18 protein-coding genes and 1 pseudogene are annotated in these 24984 nt (G+C 37.6%); 14 read left to right on the top strand and 5 right to left on the bottom strand.

Annotation, left to right across the window (positions count from 1 at the left end; genetic code table 11):
* The first annotated feature begins 77 nt into the window (after positions 1 to 77).
* The 13 genes from ACR65M_RS07895 (at position 78) to ACR65M_RS07835 (ending at position 18041) form a co-directional block, all read left to right on the top strand.
* A complete protein-coding gene (locus tag ACR65M_RS07895; RefSeq protein ID WP_440273062.1) occupies positions 78 to 1136 on the top strand; it encodes a glycoside hydrolase family 130 protein in 1059 nt (352 codons plus the stop codon).
* A gap of 37 nt (positions 1137 to 1173) precedes the next feature.
* Entirely contained in the window at positions 1174 to 3681 is a 2508-nt protein-coding gene (locus ACR65M_RS07890; protein WP_440273042.1) for a beta-mannosidase, read from the top strand.
* Between the two features lie 141 nt (positions 3682 to 3822).
* On the top strand, positions 3823 to 4695 hold the full coding sequence (locus ACR65M_RS07885; protein WP_440273041.1) for an ROK family protein: 873 nt from the start codon (positions 3823 to 3825) through the stop codon (positions 4693 to 4695).
* Positions 4696 to 4742: 47 nt separating this feature from the next.
* Positions 4743 to 5255: a P-loop nucleotide/nucleoside kinase family protein gene (locus ACR65M_RS07880; RefSeq protein WP_440273040.1), complete on the top strand. Its 513-nt coding sequence runs from the start codon at positions 4743 to 4745 to the stop codon at positions 5253 to 5255.
* A gap of 452 nt (positions 5256 to 5707) precedes the next feature.
* Positions 5708 to 6991: an extracellular solute-binding protein gene (locus tag ACR65M_RS07875; protein WP_440273039.1), complete on the top strand. Its 1284-nt coding sequence runs from the start codon at positions 5708 to 5710 to the stop codon at positions 6989 to 6991.
* Between the two features lie 57 nt (positions 6992 to 7048).
* Positions 7049 to 7924, top strand: a complete 876-nt coding sequence (locus ACR65M_RS07870; RefSeq protein WP_121445562.1) for an ABC transporter permease subunit — start codon at positions 7049 to 7051, stop codon at positions 7922 to 7924.
* 12 nt (positions 7925 to 7936) lie between these two features.
* Positions 7937 to 8785 (top strand): carbohydrate ABC transporter permease, encoded by an 849-nt coding sequence (locus tag ACR65M_RS07865; protein WP_440273038.1) that lies wholly within the window; start codon positions 7937 to 7939, stop codon positions 8783 to 8785.
* Positions 8786 to 8873: 88 nt separating this feature from the next.
* Positions 8874 to 10595, top strand: coding sequence for a cache domain-containing sensor histidine kinase (locus ACR65M_RS07860; RefSeq protein WP_440273037.1), 1722 nt, complete (start codon positions 8874 to 8876; stop codon positions 10593 to 10595).
* Complete coding sequence (locus ACR65M_RS07855) at positions 10592 to 11746, top strand: response regulator transcription factor (RefSeq protein WP_440273036.1); 1155 nt, start codon at positions 10592 to 10594, stop codon at positions 11744 to 11746. The genes ACR65M_RS07860 and ACR65M_RS07855 overlap by 4 nt, the downstream gene beginning before the upstream one ends.
* 31 nt (positions 11747 to 11777) lie before the next feature.
* Positions 11778 to 13217 (top strand): family 1 glycosylhydrolase, encoded by a 1440-nt coding sequence (locus tag ACR65M_RS07850; protein WP_121445565.1) that lies wholly within the window; start codon positions 11778 to 11780, stop codon positions 13215 to 13217.
* Between the two features lie 79 nt (positions 13218 to 13296).
* A complete protein-coding gene (locus ACR65M_RS07845) occupies positions 13297 to 14187 on the top strand; it encodes an ROK family protein (protein WP_440273035.1) in 891 nt (296 codons plus the stop codon).
* Between the two features lie 76 nt (positions 14188 to 14263).
* Positions 14264 to 16648: a GH36-type glycosyl hydrolase domain-containing protein gene (locus ACR65M_RS07840; RefSeq protein WP_440273034.1), complete on the top strand. Its 2385-nt coding sequence runs from the start codon at positions 14264 to 14266 to the stop codon at positions 16646 to 16648.
* Positions 16649 to 16982: 334 nt separating this feature from the next.
* A complete protein-coding gene (locus tag ACR65M_RS07835; protein ID WP_440273033.1) occupies positions 16983 to 18041 on the top strand; it encodes a Gfo/Idh/MocA family protein in 1059 nt (352 codons plus the stop codon).
* Positions 18042 to 18375: 334 nt separating this feature from the next.
* Here the strand turns inward: ACR65M_RS07835 and ACR65M_RS07830 are convergent, their stop codons facing one another.
* From ACR65M_RS07830 to ACR65M_RS07815, 4 genes and pseudogenes are all read right to left on the bottom strand, one after another.
* The gene (locus tag ACR65M_RS07830) at positions 18376 to 19311 is read right to left on the bottom strand and encodes a DNA/RNA non-specific endonuclease (RefSeq protein WP_440273032.1); all 936 of its coding nucleotides are present in this window, start codon (positions 19309 to 19311) and stop codon (positions 18376 to 18378) included.
* A 307-nt stretch (positions 19312 to 19618) separates the two neighbouring features.
* Positions 19619 to 19747, bottom strand: a pseudogene (locus tag ACR65M_RS07825) (excalibur calcium-binding domain-containing protein); the annotation flags it as partial.
* Positions 19748 to 19795: 48 nt separating this feature from the next.
* Positions 19796 to 20350: a hypothetical protein gene (locus tag ACR65M_RS07820; RefSeq protein ID WP_440273031.1), complete on the bottom strand. Its 555-nt coding sequence runs from the start codon at positions 20348 to 20350 to the stop codon at positions 19796 to 19798.
* 327 nt (positions 20351 to 20677) lie between these two features.
* Positions 20678 to 21745 (bottom strand): HRDC domain-containing protein, encoded by a 1068-nt coding sequence (locus ACR65M_RS07815; RefSeq protein ID WP_440273030.1) that lies wholly within the window; start codon positions 21743 to 21745, stop codon positions 20678 to 20680.
* A gap of 133 nt (positions 21746 to 21878) precedes the next feature.
* On the opposite strand from ACR65M_RS07815, the gene ACR65M_RS07810 reads away from it, so the two are divergent.
* The gene (locus tag ACR65M_RS07810; RefSeq protein WP_440273029.1) at positions 21879 to 22160 is read left to right on the top strand and encodes an HNH endonuclease; all 282 of its coding nucleotides are present in this window, start codon (positions 21879 to 21881) and stop codon (positions 22158 to 22160) included.
* Between the two features lie 538 nt (positions 22161 to 22698).
* On the opposite strand, the gene ACR65M_RS07805 is transcribed toward ACR65M_RS07810, so the two are convergent.
* Positions 22699 to 24453 carry a retron Ec67 family RNA-directed DNA polymerase/endonuclease gene (locus tag ACR65M_RS07805; protein ID WP_440273028.1) on the bottom strand — a complete coding sequence of 585 codons (1755 nt, stop codon included), beginning with the start codon at positions 24451 to 24453 and terminating at the stop codon, positions 22699 to 22701.
* Positions 24454 to 24984: the final 531 nt, after the last annotated feature.

Below are 24984 nucleotides of genomic sequence, written 5' to 3'. Positions count from 1 at the left end.
TTCTCATGCCCCATTATTATTGGAACAATATGATTCGATAGGGTTTTATAAGGAGGAGTTACGAAGTGAAAACAAAAATGGACATAAAGAGAAGTATGAAGAACCCTCTCATTAGACCGCAAGATGTCATACCGTCACGTCCTGATTTTACAATTGAGTGCGTTTTCAACGCGGGTGTTGCACGATATGAAGATGAGATTATTTTACTGATGCGTGTAGCAGAGCGGCCTGTACAAACCAATCCGGATGTACTAACTGTACCTGTTTTAAAGAGTGATGGGGAAGAGTTTTATGTAGATGTGTTGGATCTTGACCGTAACAATCCAGCGTATGATTATTCCGACCCTCGAAAAGTGAAGCAAATAGATATTGATACATATGTGTATTTAACTTCGATGTCCCATTTACGTATTGCGCGAAGCAAAAATGGTGTCGACTTTATCGTAGACGAAAAGCCATTTATCTTTCCGAACAATCGTTATGAAGCATTTGGTGCTGAAGATCCTCGAATTAGCTTTATTGATGGATTTTACTATATTAACTATACAGCTGTTTCAGATAAAGGGATTACAACTGCGTTGGCGAGAACAGAGGATTTTAAATCAGTAGAACGACTTGGGATTATTTTTACAACCGAAAATCGAGATGTGACGATTTTCCCTGAAAAGATTAATGGAAATTATTTTGCGCTTCATCGTCCAGTTCCAAAGCAAATTGGACGTGGTGAAATGTGGACGGCCACTTCCCCAAACCTAACACATTGGGGAGAGCATAAATTCCTAATGGGTGTGGAAGAAGGCTGGCAATCACAAAAAATTGGTGGTGGAGCTGTTCCGTTCAAAACGGAAAAAGGCTGGATTGAAATCTATCATGGTGCAGACCGTGACAATCGTTACACATTAGGTGCTGTATTACTTGATTTAGAAGATCCAAATAAGATTTTAGCAAAAACAGAATCCCCAATTCTTGTTCCTGAAGCACCATACGAAGTAGAAGGATTCTTTGGAAATGTTGTCTTCACATGTGGTGCATTATTCGAAGATGATATCGTGAAAATCTATTATGGCGGTGCAGATCAAGTAATGGCACTAGCTGAGGTTCATATTGAGGAAATCTACCGAGCATTGAATGTTTGAAGGTATTGAATAATGGAAGCGAAAAGGATGACAACAAATGAAACTAACACATAACTGGAAAATCCAGTATTTCGAGGAAGGCCAAGAACGTGATTTAGTAATCGCTGCTCCAGACTATATTGATCATTTTTGGATGACGGCAAATGTACCTGGTGATGTTCATTCGACGTTAATTCAAAAGGGATTAATCGATAACCCATTCTTTGGACATAATGATTTGAAATCTAAATGGGTTTCGGAAAAAATTTGGTGGTACCGTACGGAGTTTCACTATGATAAGAAAAATCTCCAATCCGATGAGCGCTTAGAATTAATCTTTGAAGGACTCGATACGTATGCAACGGTTTATTTAAATGGATGCGAAATTGCCTCTACTGAAAATATGTATATTCCTCATGTATTCGATGTAACACGAGAGGTCCTTGATGGAAAAAACATCATTGCGGTTAAATTTGATGTGGTAGCTGATGTATTAAAGGAAAAGGAAAAGAACTATTGGGCTGGTTATGGGAAGGATCGGATTTGGGCTCGTAAAGCTCAGTCTCACTTTGGTTGGGATTGGGGTCCGCAAATCGTAACGACAGGTATTTGGAAAGAGGTTCGACTCGAAAAAAGAAAAATAGCCAAGATTGATAGTGTTTTTGCAAGAACAGTAGAAATCAAGAATGATAGAGCGATCGTCGAAATTGATGTCGACACGAAGACGTTTGTTCGCAATAAGCCATTAGCTGTGAATGTGAAGTTTCATGATGGAAGTAATGGGATGATCAAAACAGCTCAGGTAACGAGAAACCATGTGAATTTTACAATCGAACTTGAAAATCCAAAGCTTTGGTGGACGCATGATTTAGGTACACCTCACCTATACACGCTTGATGTTGAACTACTGTGTGACGATGAGACGATCGATTCGGAAACAACACAGGTTGGTGTTCGTACCATTGAGGTGATGCAAAAGGATGCGGAAGGTAATAACCGTTTTACCTTCGTACTAAATGGGGTAGAAATTTTCGCGAAAGGTGCAAACTGGATCCCAATTGATAGTTTTATCGGAGCAACACCTGATTCAAGATATAGCCAGCTCTTAACGCAAGCTAGAGAGGCACATATGAACATGATTCGTGTGTGGGGCGGTGGAATCTATGAAAGAGACATCTTCTATCAGGAATGTGATCGTCTAGGTATGCTAGTCTGGCAGGATTTCATGTTTGCATGTGCGCTATACCCGGATTACAACTATAACTATATGCAAAATGTACGAACCGAAATAGAGGCAGCCATCAAAATGCTACGTAATCACCCATCGATTGCTATATGGTGTGGAAACAACGAAAATGATTGGCTTTATGAAGTGGAATATACAGCAGGAAACATCAACACCCCATTTTACGGTGAAAAAATCTATCATGAGTTGATTCCTGAATTACTAGACGAGTTGGATACGAGTCGCCTTTATTGGCCAAGCTCTCCATATGGTGGCAATGACCATGATTCTCAAGAAGTGGGAGACCGTCACAATTGGCAGGTATGGCATGGTAATGTGGAACCTCGAAAGTTTGGAGAGAACTTAGGGCAGGATTATAGTGTTGAAGGTGTATCTTTCAAAAACTATAAAAAGGATTTTACCCGTTTTAGTAGTGAGTTTGGTATGCATGCTTCAGCCAATCGTTTTACATTAGAAGATAATCTTCCTGAAGGAACCTTCTACTGGGGCAGTGATGAAATGTCTTATCGCAACAAGGATTATCATCACCAAAAAGGCATCATGTTAATGGAAGGTTACACGGGCATCCCAACGGATATTGAGGAATATATGAATTTCTCTATGCTAACCCAAGCAGAAGGATTGAAATGTGGAATTGAGCATTATCGTCGTAACAAGCCGTTTACAAGCGGTGCGCTTGTATGGCAGCTAAATGATTGCTGGCCAGGTACAAGTTGGTCAATGATTGATTATTATCAACTACCTAAGGCATCATACTTCTATGCGAAGAAATTTTTCCACCCGTTATTACTAACGATTGATCATGATGTAGGAAGTGACCTGAAGATTTGGGTTGTTAATGATTATGTAGAGGCATATACGGATGAACTAGAGTTAAAGATTGAAAGCTTTAATGGGGAAGAATTGTTTAAGACGACAATCCCTGTTGAGGTTAAGGGGAATTCTTCAGTTGAGATTACAAGTTTTACAGAAGAAGAGGTGCTAAAAGGGTACCCAGCTAATGAGGTGGTTGTACACCTTTCTTCTACAGATGGTAAAGCACAACACAATGTGTATTATTTAAGAGACCAAAAAGACTTAGCCCTTCCACAAGCTCAACTTGATGTAGTCGTAGACAAAGAGAACCAAACGGCTACGATTAAAACAGATAATCTTGCAAGGATGGTAAAACTAGAAATACCAGCAAAGAAAATTCATTTTAGTGATAATTTCTTTGATTTATTGCCAAACGAATCGAAGACTATCGAAATCGGCCATCTCGAGAATGAAAAAGTTGATCTTGATATGTTACGTGTATCAGCAATCAATTCGATACAGTAAGGTAGAGACGAACGGGTAATCAAACCATTGCTAAGACGTGACTTTACAATGGAATTTGTCCAGCAGTATAAAAAAGCGGGATATGGGATTCTCGCCCTGTCCCGTTAGTAGCAATCTAAACTGGAAAGAAGGTTGGATGATATGTTAATTGGCGGAATCGAAGCCGGCGGAACAAAATTTGTTTGTGGAATCGGAAATGAACACGGGGAAGTTATCGAAAGAGTGACATTCCCAACCACCACACCAGAAGAAACAATGGAAAAGGTTTTTTCATTTTTCCATGAAAAAGAGGTTGAGGCAATCGGGATTGGCTCTTTTGGTCCAATTGATGTAGATCGAGCAAGCGAAACGTATGGATATATCACAGAAACACCAAAGGTAAAATGGAGAAATTATAATATCGTCGGTGAACTTAAAAAACAGTTTGATGTCCCCATTGGTTTTCATACGGATGTAACCGCAGCAGCATTAGCTGAATCAACTTGGGGTGCTGCGAAAGGTTTTGACAGTTGCTTATATATGACAGTAGGAACGGGAATTGGTGTCGGAGCTGTCATCGATGGTAAGCCATACCAAGGATTAACTCACCCTGAAATGGGCCATATCTTGGTGAAGCGTCATCCGAATGATACGTTTGATGGTTTCTGTCCGTATCATGGGGATTGCTTAGAAGGTCTTGCAGCGGGACCCGCCCTTGAAAAACGATGGAACAAAAAGGGCCAAGAATTAACAGACCATCCGCAAGTATGGGAAATGGAAGCTTATTATGTAGCGCAAGCATTAATGAATTATATTTTGGTCTTATCTCCGAAAAAGATTGTCGTTGGCGGAGGCGTGATGAAACAAGAGCACTTACTGCCGTTAGTACGAAAACAAGTGTTGGAATTGCTCAATGGCTATGTCGCACTTCCAGAAATAACACCAGAGAATATAGACAACTACATTGTTCTACCGGGATTGGGAGACAATGCTGGATTGGCGGGGGCAATTGCACTCGGTGTAGATGGAAAATGAGGATGATTTTTGTCATACGAAATTAAGCTTAGGAAGGAATCGTACCAGTGTCAAATCAAAAAATCTTTCTCGTTTCAGGTCCAGTTGGTGTCGGGAAATCAACAACATCAAAAAGTCTAGCTCAAAAGGTTGAAAACTGTATTCTTATTGAAGGTGATAAGTTCTTACACATGTTTGAATATGGAGCAGAAGCATCATGGGAGACATCCTTGCGATTAGCGTGGCAGAATATCCTCCATGTAACCAGACGTTTTATTCAAAATGGCTATAATGTCGTCATTGACTTTGTGGTAGAAGATGAACTTGAGTGGTTTAACAAACAAATTTCTGATTTGCAAGTTACACTGAACTATATTGTATTGAGAGCAGATAAGGAGACACTCATTGAACGGATTAACAAGCGGGGAGATATTGAATTAATTGACCGCGCCTTATTTTTATTAGAACAATTGGAATCCAGTCCTCAAAATCATCCATACTTATTAGACACGAATCTTAGAAATACGGAAGAGATAGTTGATGAAATCCTACACAATCCTCATTTTGTAGTTGACAAATAGAAACAAGGGGGACGGTTCCGCTGTCCCCTTGTTTTACCTAATGTACTAATCCAACACAATCTTATATTATAGTAGAAAAAATACGGCTCGATAGTACGAAATCTGTACTAATCGGGCTTTTCTTATGAAAGTCGATTTCAAACAAACGTTTGTTTAATGGTCTAAGCCAGTAATGTCATGAAACTATAAATTCAATCAATCGTTTGTTTGAATTGATTTTGTGTGGAAAAGAAGTATGTAAGCATAGCTGTTATACTGTGAAATTAGTATTCTGCTATATGAAAACGTTGATTTTCAGGCGTATAGCCAAGGTATTTAACCGAAATTAGCTCGCCGAGAATTTTGGATGTTTTTATAGATTTGTAGGATAGTTGAAAAAAATGAAAGCGGTATAATAATCATTGTAAGATGATGAAAACGCTTCAACGGAAGATAAAAAGGGAGGAATATATATGAAGAAATTAGGATTTATCCTACTGGCAGCTGTAATGCTGTTGGCACTAGCCGCATGTGGTGGCAAAGACGAAGAAAGTAAAGGTTCTTCAAAGGATGGCGCAATCGAGTTAAATCTTTGGACTGACTGGACCGAAGATCGTCCGGAAAATACACTTTCAAAAGACATTATTGCGAAATTTAACGAAGAGCATGAAGATATTCAAGTGAAAATCGAAGAAATTCCTCATGATCAATATGAAACAAAACTAAGAACACAGGCAGCAGGAAATCAATTACCTGACTTAATGCGTGTATGGCCTGGTGCAAGAACAGCGCCTTTAGCTGAAGGTGGAGCAATTCTTCCACTTAACCCAATCATTGATAATTGGGAAGGGGTTATTCCAGATTCAATCCTTCAAGACTATGCGGTTGATGGAAACTATTACGCAATCCCAGGTAACGTAAGTATTACAAGCTTAATTTATTACAATAAAGAAATGCTAAAAGAGGTTGGATACGATGAGTTTCCAGCAACATATGCAGAGTTTAAAGAACTTGTAAAAGCACTTGATGAAAAAGGTATTACTCCAATTGCTTTAGGTAACAAAGCAATTTGGCCATTACAGTCTGTATACATCTCTACAATCGGAGATCGTTTTACAGGAAGTGATTTCTTAAACAAAGCATTGAGCGGAGAAGCTTCTTTTGAAGATCCACAGTTTGTTAGTGCATTATCAGTAATTGATGAATTAACAAAAATGAATGCATTTAATGAAGATATGAATACTCTTGATGAAGCTCAATCAAGAAATGAATTTATTAAAGGTACTTCTGCAATGCACTTTGCAGGTTCATGGGCAATTGGTCCAATTTTAGACAGTGTTGAAAATGCGGATAACATCGGTGTAGCACCATTCCCAAGCTTTGAAGGTGGAAATGGAGATCAAGCAAAAATCGCGGGTGTTGCTGGTGGCGGTATCGCAGTTAGCAGCCAGTTAAGTGAAGAAGAACAAGAAGCAGCATTCACATTCCTAAAATACTACTATGATGAAGAGTTATACCAAGGTTTAATTAAAGCAAACATTATTGTACCTGCAGATGTTGAGATGGATGACAGCATTCCACAAATCTTCCAGGATGCAAATAGTTATGTAAAAGGTGGATTAGCACCTGTATACGATGCAACATTAACACCTGAATTAACAGATATTATCAACAATGGTCTTCAATCCATTACATTAGGTGACAAAACACCTGAACAACTTGCAAAAGAAATGCAAAAAGAAGCAGAAAGCAAATAATGTCCATCACAGGTTACTTGATTTCTAAGTAACCTGTGAGCATTTAGGGGGGAGAACATGAAATTAACAAAGACTAGCAAGGTCGCAATCGTATTAGGAATTTTACCGGCCTTCATCCTCTACGTTGTGTTTGCCATCTATCCAATTCTCCAGTCCTTTTATTATTCAGTAATGGAATGGAACGGATTCAATGAAATGACTTTTATTGGATTAGACAACTTTAAAAAGTTATTCTCGGATCCTCTTTTTTGGAATTCAGTAAAAAATAATATTTATGTCGTATTAGCTTCTGTATTGGGGCAAGTCCCGATCGCATTATTCATCGCGCTCTTACTTAACCGTAAAATAAGAGGTGCAAAGCTATTTAGAACGATTGGCTTTTTACCTGTTGTTTTATCAACAGTTGTTATTTCATTAACATGGAGCTTAATTTATAATTCTCGAAACGGGTTAATCAATGAAGTGTTACGAACAGTTGGACTTGATTCTCTAGCGCAAAACTGGTTAGGGGATACCAAATGGACCATGATCGCTGTCTTAGTTGTTGTCATTTGGCAGTTCGTTGGTCTGTACATGATTATCTTCTTAGCAGCCTTGCAAAATGTACCTGGTGAAGTATTAGAAGCAGCCAAGATGGATGGAGCATCTGAATGGGCCACCACTTGGAAAATCACGGTTCCGATGATTTGGGATACCATATTAGTTGCGGTTATCCTATGTATTTCAGGTAGCTTGAAGACATTTGACTTAATCTATGTCATGACAAATGGTGGACCAGCCCACTCAACAGATGTTATGGCACTCTATATGTTTAATGAAACATTCTCGAAATTACAATATGGATATGGTAGTGCTGTGTCTGTATTCATTTTCTTCTTTAGTCTTATCTTAATTGCTGTCGTCAACAAAGTATTAGGAAAGAAAATGATATAGGAGGTGGACATAGTGGAGAAAACGAATAAAGTATCGAAGCAAAAAAGTAGTAAGAAACCACTTATTTATCTTGCGTTAATCTTTTTCGCTATAATAAATGCATATCCAATTCTATGGATGGCAATCAACGCCTTTAAATCCGATAAGGAATTTGCGGTGAACCAGTTAGGATTCCCTAAGGAGTTTGTATTCGATAACTTTGCGAATGCGTGGGAAATTGCGAACCTGGGAGTACTATTTAAAAATAGTATTTTTGTTACGGTAACAGCAACAGCTTTAACCGTTTTTATCGGGGCATTAGCTTCCTATTTCTTATCTCGATTTGATTTCAAGTTGAGTAAATGGTTATATGGATTTTTCGTGTTTGGATTATTGATTCCAATTCATGCAACATTAGTACCTATGTTTATTTTGATGAAAAATTTAGGTCTATTAAATACACCAATTACACTACTGTTCCCTTATATCGCATTCCATTTGCCAATTACGATTTTTATTTTAACAAGCTTCATGAAGGCATTTCCTAAGGATATTGAGGAATCAGCGGTTATGGATGGTTGTGGAATATTCCGTATTTTCTGGTCGATTATCTTGCCAATGTCACGTCCGGCATTAGCGACGGTTATGATTTTGAACTTTATCTACAATTGGAACGAATTTTCGTTCGCGTTAGTTCTAATTAATGATCCAGAACTACAAACACTGCCATTAGGACTTGCGAAATTTGCTGGTCAGTTTACAACAGATTATGGCGCACAAATGGCTGGATTAACGATGTCATTAATTCCAATTGTAATTTTCTATATCATTTTTGAAAAGAATATTGTAAAAGGTATGACGGCTGGTGCGGTAAAAGGATAAGGTTGGGTTTTGAACTCCAGCTTATGGGTTACCGTTCCTGTCTTCATCCCCCCACAACTTGGGGTATAACATAAAGGTTGAATGCAAAATGATCCAAAACTGGGGCTTAAGACGAAAGTTCTTACTCATTTTCCTTGTTTTTATCACTATTCCAACAGCATTATTTGGAATACTCATCTATAACCAAACAACGGAAGTGCTAAAAAAACAAGTGGAGGAAGACATCTTAGACCGACTTAGTAAAGATGAACAAAAACTTATGTCCATCATCCGCGATGTCGAGAGTATGTCCGCTTACATGATTTACAATAAGGACTTCCGTACATTTTTTAATTCATCAGTAGAAACTTCCACCTCCTTTAATCAAAATGTGGAAGGAATGAAAGGCTATTTTACCTTTCAGCTCATGTCAAATGAGTATATTTCATCCATTCTTTTAAAAGGGGTTAGTGGTGAATTAACATTTGGTGAACCGGTTTCTGCAGACGAAAATGGCTTAGACCTGGCTGCAGAGGAAGGCAAGGGATTACCCATATGGAGTGATTCTTACAAGGTTGAGAGCGGTTGGGGTGGAGAGAAATATGTCATAAGCCTATCTCGGGTGATTAACGATATAAACGATATCGATCGACCGATTGGGATGGTACGAATACGTCTTGACCAAGAAAAGATTCTCAAAGCCTTTGATGTGAAACAAGGAAATTATCTGTTGATGTCAAGTAAGGGTGAAGTCATTCTCCATTCAAATCCATCTCTTATCGGACAAACATTTCCGGATCGGGAGTTTATTGACTGGCTAAGTCAAGGGGAACAGCCTACGTATGACATTACGTTAGAGGATGAGGAGTACAAAGTCGTTAAGAAAAAGCTCAGTGGGACAAATTGGACTTCGGTTGTGATGGTCAAGGAAAAGGATCTGGTTAAAGGGCTTTATAAGGTTCGGAGCTCAGTAGGGTATATGATTTTCCTTCTTTTGATCTTTGGCGCTATTGCATTAGTTGGTTTTTATCGCACCCATATCAAACGTATCATCGACTTAACTTACCAAACACGACAGGTTGAAAAAGGAGATTTTACTGCAAGTGTAGAGGTAACGTCAAATGATGAAATTGGGAGCTTGGGGATGCGCTTTAACAAAATGGTGAAGACCATCCAAAGGCTCATTGATACAGAATACAAGCTGAAGATTAAGCAAAAAGAATCAGAGTTAAAGGCCCTACAAAACCAAATTGATCCACATTTTCTTTACAATACGTTAGACATGATTCGGTGGACAGCACGACTTGAAAACGCAATGGAAACAGGACAGCAGATCGAGCAATTATCGAAAGTGTTCCGGATGAATCTTAATCAGGGAAAAACATGGGTAACGCTCGAAGAAGAGATGAATTATATTAAGTCTTATTTAGAACTACAAAAGAGCCGCCTTGGAGAACGCCTTGCATTCTACGTGGATATGGATGATGACATCAAGCGGACATTTATCATGAAACAATTGATTCAGCCCCTCGTTGAAAATAGCATTCAGCACGGGTTTCACGAACTGCCTAATCAAGGAGTCATCACGATTCGTTGCTATAAAGTCGATGATCAGATTTGGATTGACGTGATTGATAACGGATGGGGTTTCAAGAGTGAACGAACGGATACAGGCTACGCCCTTCGTAATATAAATGAGCGACTATCCATTGTGTTTGGAGAACCTTACGGATTACGTATCGAAAAACCTGAAGAAGGCGCATTGGTTAGGCTTGTACTTCCCCTTTTATGGGACACAAAACAGGTAGAGAATGCAGGTGATGAGTCATGACATGTAAGATGTTAATAGTGGATGATGAGCCTATTATTTCTCGCGGGTTGCAGCAAACGATTCCTTGGGAAACCATCAGTGTGGAAGTGGTTGATACAGCACACGATGGTGAAGATGCCATTCAGAAAGTAATCCAACATGGAAACATTGATATTGTGATTACCGATGTCAGGATGCCGAAGATGGATGGCTTGCAACTTGCAACCTATCTACATGAACATTTCCCGCATATTCGCACCATTATCATTAGCGGATACGATGAGTTTGCGTATGCACAAAAAGCAATTCAGGTCGGTGTGAAAGATTATTTGTTAAAACCGGTTGATATTGATGAGCTTGTCGAAGTGGTAAACCAAATCAAAAATAAAATCAAATTAGAACAAAAGAGGCAAAAGGAACAATACGAAGCTGAATTGCAGAATGCTATGATTCAGCAGCTATCTGATCTGCAAGGGGATAATCCTACTCAACTGGAAAGGTATGTGCACATACCTATTTTTCCATTTGTCAGTATGCAACGGCAATATACGGAAAAAGTAGCAAACCTCTCTTCTGAAGAGATTCGGTCTTTTAAAAATGAGTGGAAGAAAACAATAGAGCATGGGTTACAAGAATATGGACTCAACTCTATCTCATTTTTTACAGAGGAGAATATCTTACTTACCTGCATTCTTGGAGAGGAACCCTTTTCAAAAGAAATTCACAGTGAATCTTTTGAGCTACTGTTTGTTTGGAATGATCGATCCATTTCAATTGGGGAATTGAAGGGAACTTATGCAAGACTTGTAGAACAGACAAAGAATTTACTTCTAAAAGGTTTGGACAAACAAGATATGCTAATCGATCAGGCGAAGAACTATATTAGGGATTACTACCGGACGAATATTAAGGTTCACGAAGTAGCGGATGTCATTAATATTACTCCGAATTACTTTAGCTCCTTATTTAAGCAAAAAACGGGCGTTAACTTTAATGAATATGTGAACCAGTTACGAGTAGAAGAAGCGAAAGTGTTACTTGCGGAAACACCGTTTAAAGTGAATGAAATATCGGAACAAGTAGGATTTCACGAATACAAGTATTTTGTTGCCGTGTTCAAAAAGGTGACAGGAATGACTCCGACAGACTACCGGAAATTTGTGAAATTATAAAACGAGAACATAACATGGGGAGAGATGAGAAATGGAAAAACAAACAATGAGGCTACCGGAGGATTTTATCATTGGAGCTGCAGCTTCAGCTTGGCAAACAGAAGGCTGGACGGGGAAAAAGGATTTCCAAGATTCTTACCTAGACCTATGGTATAAAAACAATAAAAATGTATGGCATAACGGCTATGGCCCAGCGGTTGCAACTGATTTTTACAATCGATATAAAGAAGATGTTGGCTTTATGAAGGAGATCGGACTTACTCATTACCGTACCTCCATCAACTGGTCACGCTTCTTAACTGATTATGAAAATGCGATCGTTGATGAAGAATATGCAAGCTATATTGGAAATGTAATAGATGAACTGATTGCGAATGGTGTTGAACCGATGATTTGCCTTGAACACTATGAGCAACCAGCATACTTATTTGAAAAATACGGCGGTTGGGGCTCTAAGCATGTTGTAGAATTATTTGTTAAATATGCTGAAAAAGTGTTTGAACGCTATGGCGACCGTGTGAAGCATTGGTTTGTTTTCAATGAGCCTGTTGTTGTTCAAACGCGTGTCTATTTAGATTCCATTCGTTGGCCATTTGAACAAAATACAAAAAAATGGATGCAATGGAACTATAACAAAGGTCTTGCTACTGCGAAGGTTGTTAAATTGTTCAAAGAAATGGGATTAAAAGAAAAAACAGGTGCCAAAATTGGATCCATCCTAAATCCAGAGGTTACCTATGCTCGTTCATCCTCAGAACATGACAAAAAAGCGGAAAGAATTTATGACTTATTTTTCAATCGCGTCTTCTTAGATCCTGCGATTAAAGGGGAATACCCTCAAGAATTATTTGAATTAATGGAAAAACACGATATTACGTTCGAACATACAGCAGAAGAACTTCAGCTGATCAAGGAAAATACGGTTGATTATGTGGGGATTAACTTATATTTCCCACACCGTGTAAAAGCTCGTACATCTGCGTGGAATGAAGACACACCATTCCATCCGGAATATTACTACGAAAAACATGAGCTTGCTGGTAAGAAAATGAATCCTTACCGCGGCTGGGAAATCTACCCGCAAATCATGTTTGACATGGCCATGAGAATGAAAGAAGAGTACGGAAATATCGAATGGTTCATTGCTGAAAATGGTATGGGTGTTGAAAACGAAGGAAGATTCAAGAATGAAGAGAACATCATTCAAGACGATTACCGAATTGAGTTCATTAGCGAGCACTTGAAATGGCTATTAAAAGCTGTTGAACAAGGCTCAAATTGTAAAGGATACATGCTTTGGGCATTCACTGACAATGTATCACCAATGAACGCATTCAAGAATCGCTATGGACTTGTGTCCATTGATCTAGAAAATAACCGAAATCGTTCACTTAAGAAGTCTGCGTACTGGTACAAGCAACTCATCGAAACCAAAGAGTTCGAAGTGGAGAATGACGAACTCTATAAATAAGCTAAAAAGCACTGTCAGACCCTTGAAATCGATGAGATTCCAAGGGTCTAGTCCTATCCTAACAAACGAGGGAAACAACATGAGAAAATACATTGCCTTTGATATTGGTGGAACCTATGTGAAATGCGGAATTGTCGATGAGGATGCGCAGATCCTTCACTCATCGAAGGAGAGAACACCTAAAACTCTCGATGGTTTACTAGATTTACTCGAAACCTATAGCAAAACATGTTCAGATGCAGAAGGAATTGCGATAAGCAGCTGTGGTGCGGTTTCATATGAAGGGGTGGTATATGGCTCGAGCGCGCTCCCTTATATCCATGGTCCCAATATCAAGAAACTCGTATCAGAACGTACAAACCTTCCTGTATTTCACGAAAATGATGCAAACTGTGCGGGCTATGCAGAGGTCTGGAAGGGTGGAGCGAAGGGGAAAAAAGATGTGATGGTCATGGTCATCGGAACTGGAATTGGAGGTTCTATTTTTAAAGATGGTCACCTCCATAAAGGCGCAAACCTTCATGGTGGCGAGTTTGGATACATGTTACTTAACACCAATTTTTCCGATAGTAATGATGTATGGGCTCGAACCGCATCGACTAAAGCACTGGTCCGGAAGGTGGCAAAAGCCAAACAATTGGACCCTGAAGAATTATCAGGCGAAGAGATTTTTTCGATGGCCGATGCTGGAGACAAAGATTGTATGAAAGCCATTGATGAATTTTATCATTTGCTTGCTGTTGGTATCTATAATCTCCACTATATCTATGACCCTGAAATCATCTTAATTGGTGGCGGCATTAGTGCTAGAGAAGACTTGATCACAAATGTCAATAAAAAACTAGATGCTATTATTTCAGCCATTGACCTTGCAAAGATTAAACCTACAATTGCGACCTGTGAACTTCGTCAACATGCCAATTTATTAGGGGCAGTCTATGGATTATTGAAGCAACAAAATCACATATAAATACCAATTACAAACCATTAGCTTAAAAGTAATAGATAAATATCAGTTACCAAGGCAACAGAAGAGAGGGAATAACATGATTAGAGCAACAGATAACAATGAATCGTATGAATTAACGAGTCCAACAAGTATGCCAAAGGCTTCAGGCTTTTTATGGAACAATAAGATGATGATTCATGTCAATTGTCGAGGCTATGCCGTTTCGCAATTTATGCAACCAGAACCTGCTAAATACTCTCATGCACCCAATTTGGAAGCAAAGACATTTATGCAGCCAGAACAACCTTATTATGCTCATCATCCTGGTCGTTTTGTTTTTATAAAGGATGAAGAGAATGGCGATACGTTTTCTGCCCCTTATGAACCTATGCGTATCCTTCCTGATCAGTATTCATTTAAGGTAGGAAAGAAGAATATTGTTTGGAAGGTTCAACGAAATGATATTTTGATTGAAATGACCTTGAGTTTACCAAAAGATGAAGCGATGGAGCTTTGGCGTGTGAAAGTGACAAATCTTTCATCCGAGAAACGAAAACTAAGCATCTATCCTTATTTCTCCGTTGGGTATATGTCATGGATGAACCAGTCTGGTGAATATAGCGAAGCATTACAAGGGATTATTTGTTCCTCCATTACGCCTTATCAGAAATACCAAGATTATGATAAGATCAAATATTTTAAGGATAAAACGTTTTTAGTAGCCGACCAAAAGCCTTTCTCTTGGGAAGTCAATCAGGAGGCATTTGAAGGTGAAGGTGGTATCACATCTCCAACAGCCATCCACCAAGACGAACTCTCAAAAGGAGATGCACGTTATGAAATGCCGACTGCAGTGCTTCAGTACAAAGAGGAACTAGATGCTGGAGAGGAAAGAGAATATCGTTTCCTATTTGGAGCAGCCAGAACAGATGAGGACATTTTAACAATCCGTCAAAAATATTTTGAAACAAAATCGGAAAACGGTTTAGATGGATTTACAATGGCTGAGGAAGAATATGCAGAGTATATTGCGGACGGTAAAGGCATTCTTCAAATCAAGACACCGGATGCACACTTAGATAATTTCGTAAACCACTGGCTTCCACGTCAAATGTACTACCATGGTATAACAAATCGCCTTTCGACAGATCCTCAAACACGTAATTATCTTCAGGATAATATGGGGATGAGTTATATTAAGCCACAGATGACAAGAAATGCGTTTCTAGTAGCATTAAGTCAGCAAAAGGAAACTGGTGCAATGCCTGATGGAATCATTTTGCATCCCGATGCAGAATTAAAATATATCAACCAAGTACCACATACAGACCATTGTGTTTGGTTACCAATTTGCTTAAGCGCCTATTTAGATGAAACAAATGATTATAGCATTTTAGAAGAAGTTGTTCCTTTTGAAGGCGGAAACAAAACGGCAACTGTCTTTGAACATATTCATTTAGCTATGCAATGGCTGATCCGTGATCGTGATGAGCGGGGACTTAACTATATTAATCAAGGCGACTGGTGTGACCCTATGAATATGGTGGGGTATAAAGGGAAAGGTGTTTCAGGTTGGCTAACAACAGCTTCTGCATACGCATTTGCCATTTGGGCTGAAATTTGTAAAACTGCAGGGCAAAGTGAGCTAAGCAAGGAATATCGCCTGGAAGCAGAAAACACAAACGAAGTGATTAATAAGTATCTCTGGGATGGAGAATGGTACGCACGCGGTATCACTGATGATAACGTGATCTTTGGGATTAGCAAAGATAAGGAAGGTAGGATTTTTTTAAATTCACAAGGTTGGGCACTATTAAGTGGAGCAGCTGATGAAGCAAAAAAACCGAAACTACTACAAGCTGTCATTGACCAGTTGGAGTCTCCATATGGAGTTGAAATGCTCGGTCCAGCTTACACTGCGATGCGTGAGGATGTAGGTCGGGTCACTCAAAAACATCCAGGTTCAGCAGAAAATGGATCTGTCTATAATCATGCGGCAATTTTCTATATCTATGCGCTGTACCACGCAGGTGAGTCAGAAAATGCATTCCGTTTACTTCGAAAAATGATTCCTGGCCCTGACATGAATGACGTGATTCAACGTGGACAATTACCTGTGTTCATTCCGAACTATTACCGTGGTGCATATCGACAATTCCCACGTACGGCAGGTCGCTCTAGCCATTTATTCAATACAGGAACAGTATCTTGGGTATATCGTTCTATCATTGATGGATTGTTTGGAATAAAAGGAACAAAAGAAGGACTTCATATCAATCCTCAGCTCCCTTCAAGCTGGAATGAAGCTTCTGTTACACGTACTTTTAGAGGGGCAGAACTCCATATTGAAATGAAGCGAGACGAAAATGTAAGAATGGTAGAAGTATATGTAAATGATCAGCATATTGAAGATGGTATCCTAAAGGACATCAAGTCTGGTGAACAATTGAATGTACTTGTTAAACTGCCGGTGTTGGATTAAAATTGGAATTAAGTTTAGCTTTTAGTAGTAAATAAAAAAAAGAATAGTGTATCATAAAATAGAAGTGCAGAGTGATGAAACGTAACAGTACATGACTCTGCACTTTATTTTTTTGGCCAGCCAATCAACACAGCATGATGGAAGAGGAGCTGACCCAGGCTGTCCATAGTGGGTAAACTCGCTATTTCTCAGTCACACCCTATGATTAAGACATTTAAGATCTGGTTTTCATTTTTAAATAAGCCAACATTATAGGTTTAGATTTATCGTGCTGGCTATTTAAGCTATTCCTAGCATATAAATTAGGATAATCATTTAGAAAGTGGTGAAAAACATGGGAAAAACAGTAAGGGTAGGAATTATCGGAGCAGGTGGTATCGCAAGGGATGTACATGTTCCAAACTATTTAAAATGTGGCGAGCAGGTTGAGGTTGTGGCCGTAAGTGATGTCGTAAAAGAAAAAGCTGATAAACTAGCAGCGGATTTCCACATTCCGCACGTTTTTTCAAGTTATGAAGAAATGCTACAAGAGGTTCCATTAGATGCAGTGAGTATCTGTACCCCAAATAAGTTCCATCATCCTGCTGCAATCGCTGCCCTACATGCTGGCTGTCATGTTATATGTGAGAAACCGCCAGCAATAACAGCAAAGGAAGCAGAGGAGATGGCTGCTGCTGCCTCGAAGGCTGGGAAAATACTAACATATGGCTTTCATTTTCGCTATGCCCCTCAAGTTGAAATGCTAAAGCGATTTATCGATGGCGGAGAACTTGGAGAAATTTATGCTGCCCGTGTCACAGCGATGCGCCGTCGGGGGATTCCTGGATGGGGAGTTTTTACAAATAAGGAACTCCAAGGTGGAGGTCCATTAATTGATATAGGGGTACATATGCTAGACACAGCTTTATATCTGATGGGCTACCCGGAGCCTGATACTGTTTTGGGTGTAACTTACCAAAAGTTAGGGAACCGAAAAGGCGTAGGTCTAATGGGTTCATGGGATTGGGAGAATTTTTCGGTTGAAGATATGGCCCGTGGGATGATCACTTTCAAAAATGGTGCGTCTATCCTTTTGGAAACAGCCTTTGCTGCTAATGTAGAAAAAGGAGAAGAAATGAGCGTATCCTTAATGGGTGACCAAGGTGGAGCTGATGTCTTTCCGTTAAAGATTTATCAAGAAAAGTACGAGTCCCTAATCGACATTACACCAGCACATTTACCAAAACAAAACTTTCATGAACAAGAGATTAAAAGATTTGTAGATGCCTGTTTAAATGGCACACTCCCATTAAGTACACCTGAACAAGGTGTCTATCTCCAACAAATTATTAATGGATTATATTTGTCTGCTGCCAAGGGAGAAGCAGTGAAAATAAACAAAGCGTCACAGTGACGCCCCGAAATTTTTCGAAGGTCGGTACGCATTGGGCAATATTGAATTTAATAGTTAAAGGGGGAAGATGATTCACAAGAATATGAATAGCCAAAGGGGCTGGTGCCCCCCATTTAAAGAGAAAGAAGATGTCTCTACAAAATGTAAGGTTCATCTTCTTTTTTACGTTATTTATCCCACTTTTTGTACTTCACCAGAGGGCACACGGACAAACTTAGATGATATGACCATTCACTTCAGTTGTTCCTGTACGGATACACTTTCACAAGTTGTTATAAATCGTCTAATGAATATGTTCTTTCGTTCATTTATTGTGCCTCAAAGTTATAACGGTTTACTCACCCACCATACCGTCACCATCACGGTCATCCATATATTGGTATAACCAGTGGTCACTCGTTATTGGCATACTGAAGCCTGCTGCTTTTGCTTCTTTAATCGTCACCTGTCCATTACCATTTGTATCAATGCTAGAAATATCACCGTTTGTATTTGGAGTAGTTGACTCGGGGTGCTTCTTTTCTGTTAAACCAAGTTTTGCGTTTACTTCATCAGGGTTAACATTATCAAATTTATCAACAATCACGTTACCCTTTAAAGTATAGGTATACTGATAACTTGAAGGAATCTGCGTTTCCGTATTCGGATATATGATAATTGCTTCAAAATTAGTGGCACCACCCGCGCGACGTATCGCGTCTTCCATATATGCTTGATCACCATGTCGGTTGAGCGTACTATCTTGTGGGGTAATGTTATAAGCATTCGATACCCCACCGAGAGAATCGGCAATGATATGTCCTTCATCTAAAACGTCACTTTCGACACCAGGAACCTTTGCCTCATCAGAGTAATATCTGCCAGACGATAATACAGGCTCGTTACGGTCATCTTGTAAAATGATTTTGTCAGCAATGACACGTACTAGTTGCCCGTATTCATTTGTAAATGCCCAATATTCACGGTCCCCAAAACCAATATCAACGACGACGTTAGGTTCACGATATCCAGACAAATCACCACCATCAACTTCAATCAGTTTGTATCCTGGGAACAATTCATTACTTGGTTGGGTTGGTGTTTCCTCGACTACTGGTTCATCAACAACCGTAGTGGTAGTTTCTTCTTTTTTAGTATTATTTGTATCACCTGTCGTTACGTCTTGCGGAGCTGTTGCTCCATCTGTAATGGATGGATCTTCTACGTTGGTACAACCAAATATAAAGATGATCGTTAAAAGTAAGAATAAATAGTTGATTCTCTTTTTCATTTCAGGACTCTCCTATAATAGTTTCATACTGTTCAATCTAAAAATCTCAGAATCATAACATAGATTAACACTATCATCATATTGTTAATAGTACATTCTAAGATTATTCCTATCAACTATTATTAAATTCCAAAAAACCCTGAATTATTCCCTTGCATTTCAAGCACTTACGACTCGAGTCTAAATTCGATATATCAATGTACCATTTGGTTTGTTAAGGAAATCAAAAAAAATAATCCCATCTCATTAGTTGAGAAGGGATTATTCATAATTCAATACTTAGAAAAGTCTACTAAGTGATAATATACTATCTTTCACAAGCAAAATTATCTTTATCTCTATCCATTTTCGGTTGATAGGCTGGATGATCAGAAGCTACTCCATTTGGATATTTCTTTCTTAGTTCAGTACAATTGGCAAAGTCCTCTGATCCTTGACTTGAAGCTGCGACTGCACTGCTTGAGCATCCGCCTTTGCTTTAGCCTCAGCATATTTTGTGTAAAAAATATAGCGAAACACCTAATTCGTGTGAACCAGCCCTTTTAAATCTCTTCCCTACATACCAAGGGTAATTCTCTTCATTTAGAACATCCTCTGGTAGAATTGCAAATGGAACTACCTCATCTCCTTTATACCAGAACTTTTCTCCTAGTTGGTATACTGGTAGTTTGTAAAACACTTTTAATGCTTTGAATAATTTAGGTTCAATCAACGCGACAAAACAAGTAACTTCATTTTCGATACCAAACTGGTAAATTGTTGATAGTATGTTTGCTAAAATTTTGCTACGACGATGTTCCGGTAAAATAGCATGTTTGTCAATCTCAAAAACTTTCCCCTTTACTGATGGATGTTCTTTGAACGGAAAATCATTGTGAATCGGGGTTAATTCCATAGTTCCCACATAAACCTTATCATTTTTAAATAAAAACTTTTCCCCCCTTACTGGTTCTATTTCATAACCTTTTTCTTTCCAGCATTCCATCCATATCCTATTAAACTCTTTTAACTTATTTTCCGAATCAACAATTTCGTACATTACTCTACCCCTCTCGTGTAGGACTATATTACCACTAAATGGATATTTTAGTAAATAATATCCTGGTTACATGAGGAATATACTACTAGGAGGGTCAGAGGGACAGGTCCCTTGTCCCAGCAATTTGTAGGGGGCGGTTCCACCGTCTCCTTTTAAAAGCGTAGAGGCTGCAAAAGTCATACGGCAATTATGTGAGCAAGAATGGCAAGCCTCGTAAAAAGAAGAAGTAAATAAAAAAAATAAAATAACCCACTGAGTAGCGTATTGTTTTTGCTACTTGGTGGGCTTTTAGTTTTAATATACTATTTAATTTTGAATACTACTCTTTTAAACTTTTAAAATGCTCAATATTTCTTGACCAAACTCATCAGCTTTTTTGGGTCCAATACCTTCTATATCTAACAGCTTATTAATAGTGTCGGGTCTCTTATCAAGAATAGATTCCAAAGTATTATTTGTAAAAATGTAATATGGCTTAACGCTTAGCTCTTTTGAACGTTTTGTTCTAAATGCAGTTAAAGCCGATTTTATTTCTTCTCTGCTACTAATTTTTGACTGAATTTTTGTTGAAGGCATTTTGACTTGGGAATCCACGTTATAGTTTCCATTAATGATAGATGTTATATCTTCTCCAAATTCATCTGCTTTTTTATGACCAATACCTTCAATCTCTAAAAGCTGGTCTATTGTGAGCGGCTTTTTCACTAGAAGACTATCTAATATTTTATTAGTAAAGATATAGTAAGGTTTAACATTGAGTTCTTTTGAACGTCTTAAACGAAAATCTGATAGTGATGACTTTAAATCACTATCAATATGACTACTTATACTCGAAGTAGTAGTATTTTTTGTTGTTGAATTCTTCAGTGATGTTTGTTGCGGGTCTAACTTGTAGTCCTCAATGTTAAATGCTTTTTCTTTACTAAATTTTAGGACGGTATCAGCAATTTCGTAGAGTTTCTGATCACTCATTAATACAGGTGGCTTTTTCACTAATTCACTTTTTATGAATGTCTTAATCTGATCATGTCGAATGACACTAGATTGTATGCTCGCTGGTGCCTTTTTAGAAATGTCTAAAATGGTTTTAGGGTTTGCAAAAGTAACAGCATATTTGACTGGGCAGCTTTCGATTACTCCTTTATCTTTAAGGAGTTTTTCAAGAATTGCTACATGTCTTTCTACTTGGTTTATTGGGCTATACATGCCCTCTTTGTTCACAATTCTATTATTCTTAGTAATCAATCGTTGAAATTCACCTTTATCAGTAACATGTATATTACCAAACAGCTTTTTAACCTCTAGAACCATGATGAACTTATGCGTAATAATTACAAAATCTAATTGAGCGTGATAATCCTCATACTCAAGATATACATCATGTAGAACGACCAAATTAATTGATAAGGAGGACCTGGACCGAGTAAAAGCGAATGGATATACATGGTTCTATTATCAGGGAAACGGGTACCCCTATGCAGTTGCTAATAATTCAGAAGGACAGAGAATATATTTGCATAGGTATATTATGAATACACCTGAGGGAATGGTTATTGATCATAGAGATCATAATACATTGGATAATCGAAAAAGCAACCTAACGAACGCAACCATAAGTCAAAATCAACAAAACAGACTTGGATCAAGAAAAGGAAGCAAAAGTGGCATCAGAGGCGTTTCCTGGGATGAAACAAACCAAGATTGGATTGTGAATGTAAAAGGTACTTATTACGGAAGATACAAGGATATTGAAGAAGCTAGGAGAGTAGCGGAGGAAAAGTTGAGAGAACTGATGCCTTATATTCATTAGGGGCATTTCCTTGGCCATGCAATAGAGTTATTGGTAAGTATACTGACGTTATCTGAATCATATTTTCAATAAGCATATTTTAGATTTATGATACAGTAACAAAGTAGAGATAAATTAAGAGCATCTCCTTAAAAAGGTAATGGGTTCGGTTGATGGCGAGAAATATACTAAATAACAATGTAAATAACGCACCAATAAGCATTGTAAATGGGAAGCAAAAACGCTCAGTAGCTTAAACTGAGCGTTTTTTATATAATCTGCTATTTTTGTCTTCTTCAACTAAAGCTACACGTTAGTTGAGGTACATTCATTACAAACTTCTCCTATTTATAGTTCATAATTATCGGAACGCTGCCAAGCTTGTAACATAAGAAAGACTTACAAATTCTAATACTTTTAGTTTTTACAGGAATGCCTGTTAGTAATCTAAGATAAGTACAAAAAGAACCTTACATATTGAAGCCTCTAAATATGTTGGTTAAGCTGTTAATGTCACGAATGGCATTTGTCAATTTAATTATTGAAAAGTTTCCTATTTTTAGACTTCTAAAAGAAATTTGTCCTCACTACTCTTATCTAAACCTTTTGCTTCAAGATTCCCCCCCGTATCACTAAGCCCCATTGAGTATATTTCTATTATATTGTTTATGTTAGTTAAGACCGATTTAAATGAATTAAAGTTTATATCAGTATAGTTATCTAAAATATACTTAGAGAAAATTTCTTTTCCATAGTATTTTGAGTGATCATACTGGTCCTTTTTACAAAATTCTTTTCCGCCAATTTTTTGCGAAATGGTATTGTTTTCAAATAAGTCTTCTATATCACATTCGGGTTTTCCATTAATTAAAGGTACGGTTAGAAGGTATAAATTGTCAATAATATTAACCATGTATTTATCCTCTAAGATACCCCTTTTTTTATCATCAAGCTTTACGTGGTTAATAAAATTGCCTATAGGTTTATTCTTCCCACTCTTAATCTCATTATCGAACATTAAAATTACAGGGTTATTTGGTAAAGTGTTGCTTATCTTCTTAAAATATCTCATATAACTAGGAAAGGATTTATTAGTCTTAGCATCAAAGAAATTATATATATTATTTAGTGCACTCCCCCCATCCTGAAAAATCCCTAGAAAGTAAGCCAATCTTTTAGTCTTATTTAGAAAAGATACTTTAAACTCAAATAATCCATCACTATTTTTTGTAATTAAATTTGGATATTCACTATAGAGATTTTTTAAAGCTGCTTTTAAATAAGCAATATCTGTTTTACCTTCAGTCACAATTATTGGCTTTGGATTAGCGTAGAAGTATTTATAAAAAAGAAACTTTTGATATTGTAGTTCTCTCGAACTCAAATTATAAAAATTATGTTTTTCACCATCTAATTTGTTATTGTATCTAGTTAATTGATCTATAAACGCAAATCTTCCCTCTAATTGATTAAGGTTGGCGGGTTTACCATTAATCTCAAACTTTCCTTCTTTGTAGAGCTGATGAGCCATTGCCCTAGTCTCTTTGTAAAAAATTCTATTAACGTTAATTTTCTTATTTACAACAAGTCCAGTTACAACCTGTCTTGAATCCCGAAGTTGTAACCTTTTTTTCTTTTCATTAATTTTAAAACCTGCTCGTATTAACTCACTTGATAATAATTTATAAAACTCCGTTTCTAAATCTAAGAATTTTTCATCATTAGTAGAAAATGTCAAATCATCTGCATAACGTGTATAGTCTAACTTGTGCCTTTTTGCAATTTTCAATAGTCTTTGGTCGAGTATCTCACAGATTAGGTTTGTAATGATTGGAGAAGTTGGTGCTCCTTGCGGCAGGTTTCCTTTGTAGCATGTTAATTGTGCAATAACTGTGGCTACTTCACTAGATAATCGGAAATTATTATTTTTAATAAAAAAACCTCTTACACGACCAAAATGAAAACTTTCAAAAAAGTTTTCTAAATCAATATTCAAAACCAATTTTTTATTCCGATGTATTTTTGCATTGGTTATGATACTCTTTTCTTTTTCGAATGCATGAGAGAGATTATTTTTTATCTTCTGCTTTTTTTTCTTATGATTATGTAATGCCACTGCAAGTTTTCTTTGAATGTCTTTAAGTTCTGCTAATGGGGCATTGATTTTTCGAACGCCACCATTTTTTTTATCTATTTCAAACGAAGTGTAGAAAGTATTAATGTCATTTTTATACAATAGATAGCTCAGCTTTTTTCTGGGTATTTCAAGAAAATCAGCAAGATCATTTCGTGTTTTTATATCGTGAAATTCCATTATTAAAAACTCCTTTAAAAATAACGTGTGGCTACTCATTAGGCGAAAGGCGCGGAGTAACATTAAAGTATACCACCATGCAGATAAGAATCGGAGAAGCGAATGTTCCCACCATTATAGTCAACACTTGCGAAACACAAGCGAAAAAATCTAGCCACACGTAAAGAAAATTATACACTTTTTTTAACTAAATGGGATATATATAATGATTTTTCATCTGACTTTCATGAATACTAGCACTAATTTCATACCGGGTATAAAATCTTGTTCAGACAACTCTCCGTTAGTTTAATACTTTCAACAAAAAGATGTATTTAACCCTTATTGGATCAACGCACCTGTTCATATAAGTTATCACTTACTTCAAAAAAACATCTAAATTTAATCAGCACCTAAAAAAATTCCATTAAAGATTCAATGTATAAATGTATATCTAGATATAAAAAGATCAAGAGATTGAACTGACCTAGCCAAATGAGACATATATAAAACACCTATCCATATTAAATTTAACACTTTTTCATTAATTTG

This window comes from Ferdinandcohnia sp. SAFN-114 (assembly GCF_059415045.1).
Note: the sequence above shows the minus strand (reverse complement) of the source record. Positions and strands in the feature narration are given on the sequence as shown.

Coding starts and splice junctions, on each gene's coding strand:
- ACR65M_RS07845 (WP_440273035.1), top strand. CDS start 13,297: ATGAGAAAATACATTGCCTTTGATATTGGTGGAACCTATGTGAAATGC.
- ACR65M_RS07895 (WP_440273062.1), top strand. CDS start 78: ATGGACATAAAGAGAAGTATGAAGAACCCTCTCATTAGACCGCAAGAT.
- ACR65M_RS07805 (WP_440273028.1), bottom strand. CDS start 24,453: ATGGAATTTCACGATATAAAAACACGAAATGATCTTGCTGATTTTCTT.
- ACR65M_RS07890 (WP_440273042.1), top strand. CDS start 1,174: ATGAAACTAACACATAACTGGAAAATCCAGTATTTCGAGGAAGGCCAA.
- ACR65M_RS07870 (WP_121445562.1), top strand. CDS start 7,049: ATGAAATTAACAAAGACTAGCAAGGTCGCAATCGTATTAGGAATTTTA.
- ACR65M_RS07885 (WP_440273041.1), top strand. CDS start 3,823: ATGTTAATTGGCGGAATCGAAGCCGGCGGAACAAAATTTGTTTGTGGA.
- ACR65M_RS07875 (WP_440273039.1), top strand. CDS start 5,708: ATGAAGAAATTAGGATTTATCCTACTGGCAGCTGTAATGCTGTTGGCA.
- ACR65M_RS07810 (WP_440273029.1), top strand. CDS start 21,879: ATGAATACACCTGAGGGAATGGTTATTGATCATAGAGATCATAATACA.
- ACR65M_RS07850 (WP_121445565.1), top strand. CDS start 11,778: ATGGAAAAACAAACAATGAGGCTACCGGAGGATTTTATCATTGGAGCT.
- ACR65M_RS07835 (WP_440273033.1), top strand. CDS start 16,983: ATGGGAAAAACAGTAAGGGTAGGAATTATCGGAGCAGGTGGTATCGCA.
- ACR65M_RS07840 (WP_440273034.1), top strand. CDS start 14,264: ATGATTAGAGCAACAGATAACAATGAATCGTATGAATTAACGAGTCCA.
- ACR65M_RS07860 (WP_440273037.1), top strand. CDS start 8,874: ATGATCCAAAACTGGGGCTTAAGACGAAAGTTCTTACTCATTTTCCTT.
- ACR65M_RS07820 (WP_440273031.1), bottom strand. CDS start 20,350: ATGTACGAAATTGTTGATTCGGAAAATAAGTTAAAAGAGTTTAATAGG.
- ACR65M_RS07855 (WP_440273036.1), top strand. CDS start 10,592: ATGACATGTAAGATGTTAATAGTGGATGATGAGCCTATTATTTCTCGC.
- ACR65M_RS07830 (WP_440273032.1), bottom strand. CDS start 19,311: ATGAAAAAGAGAATCAACTATTTATTCTTACTTTTAACGATCATCTTT.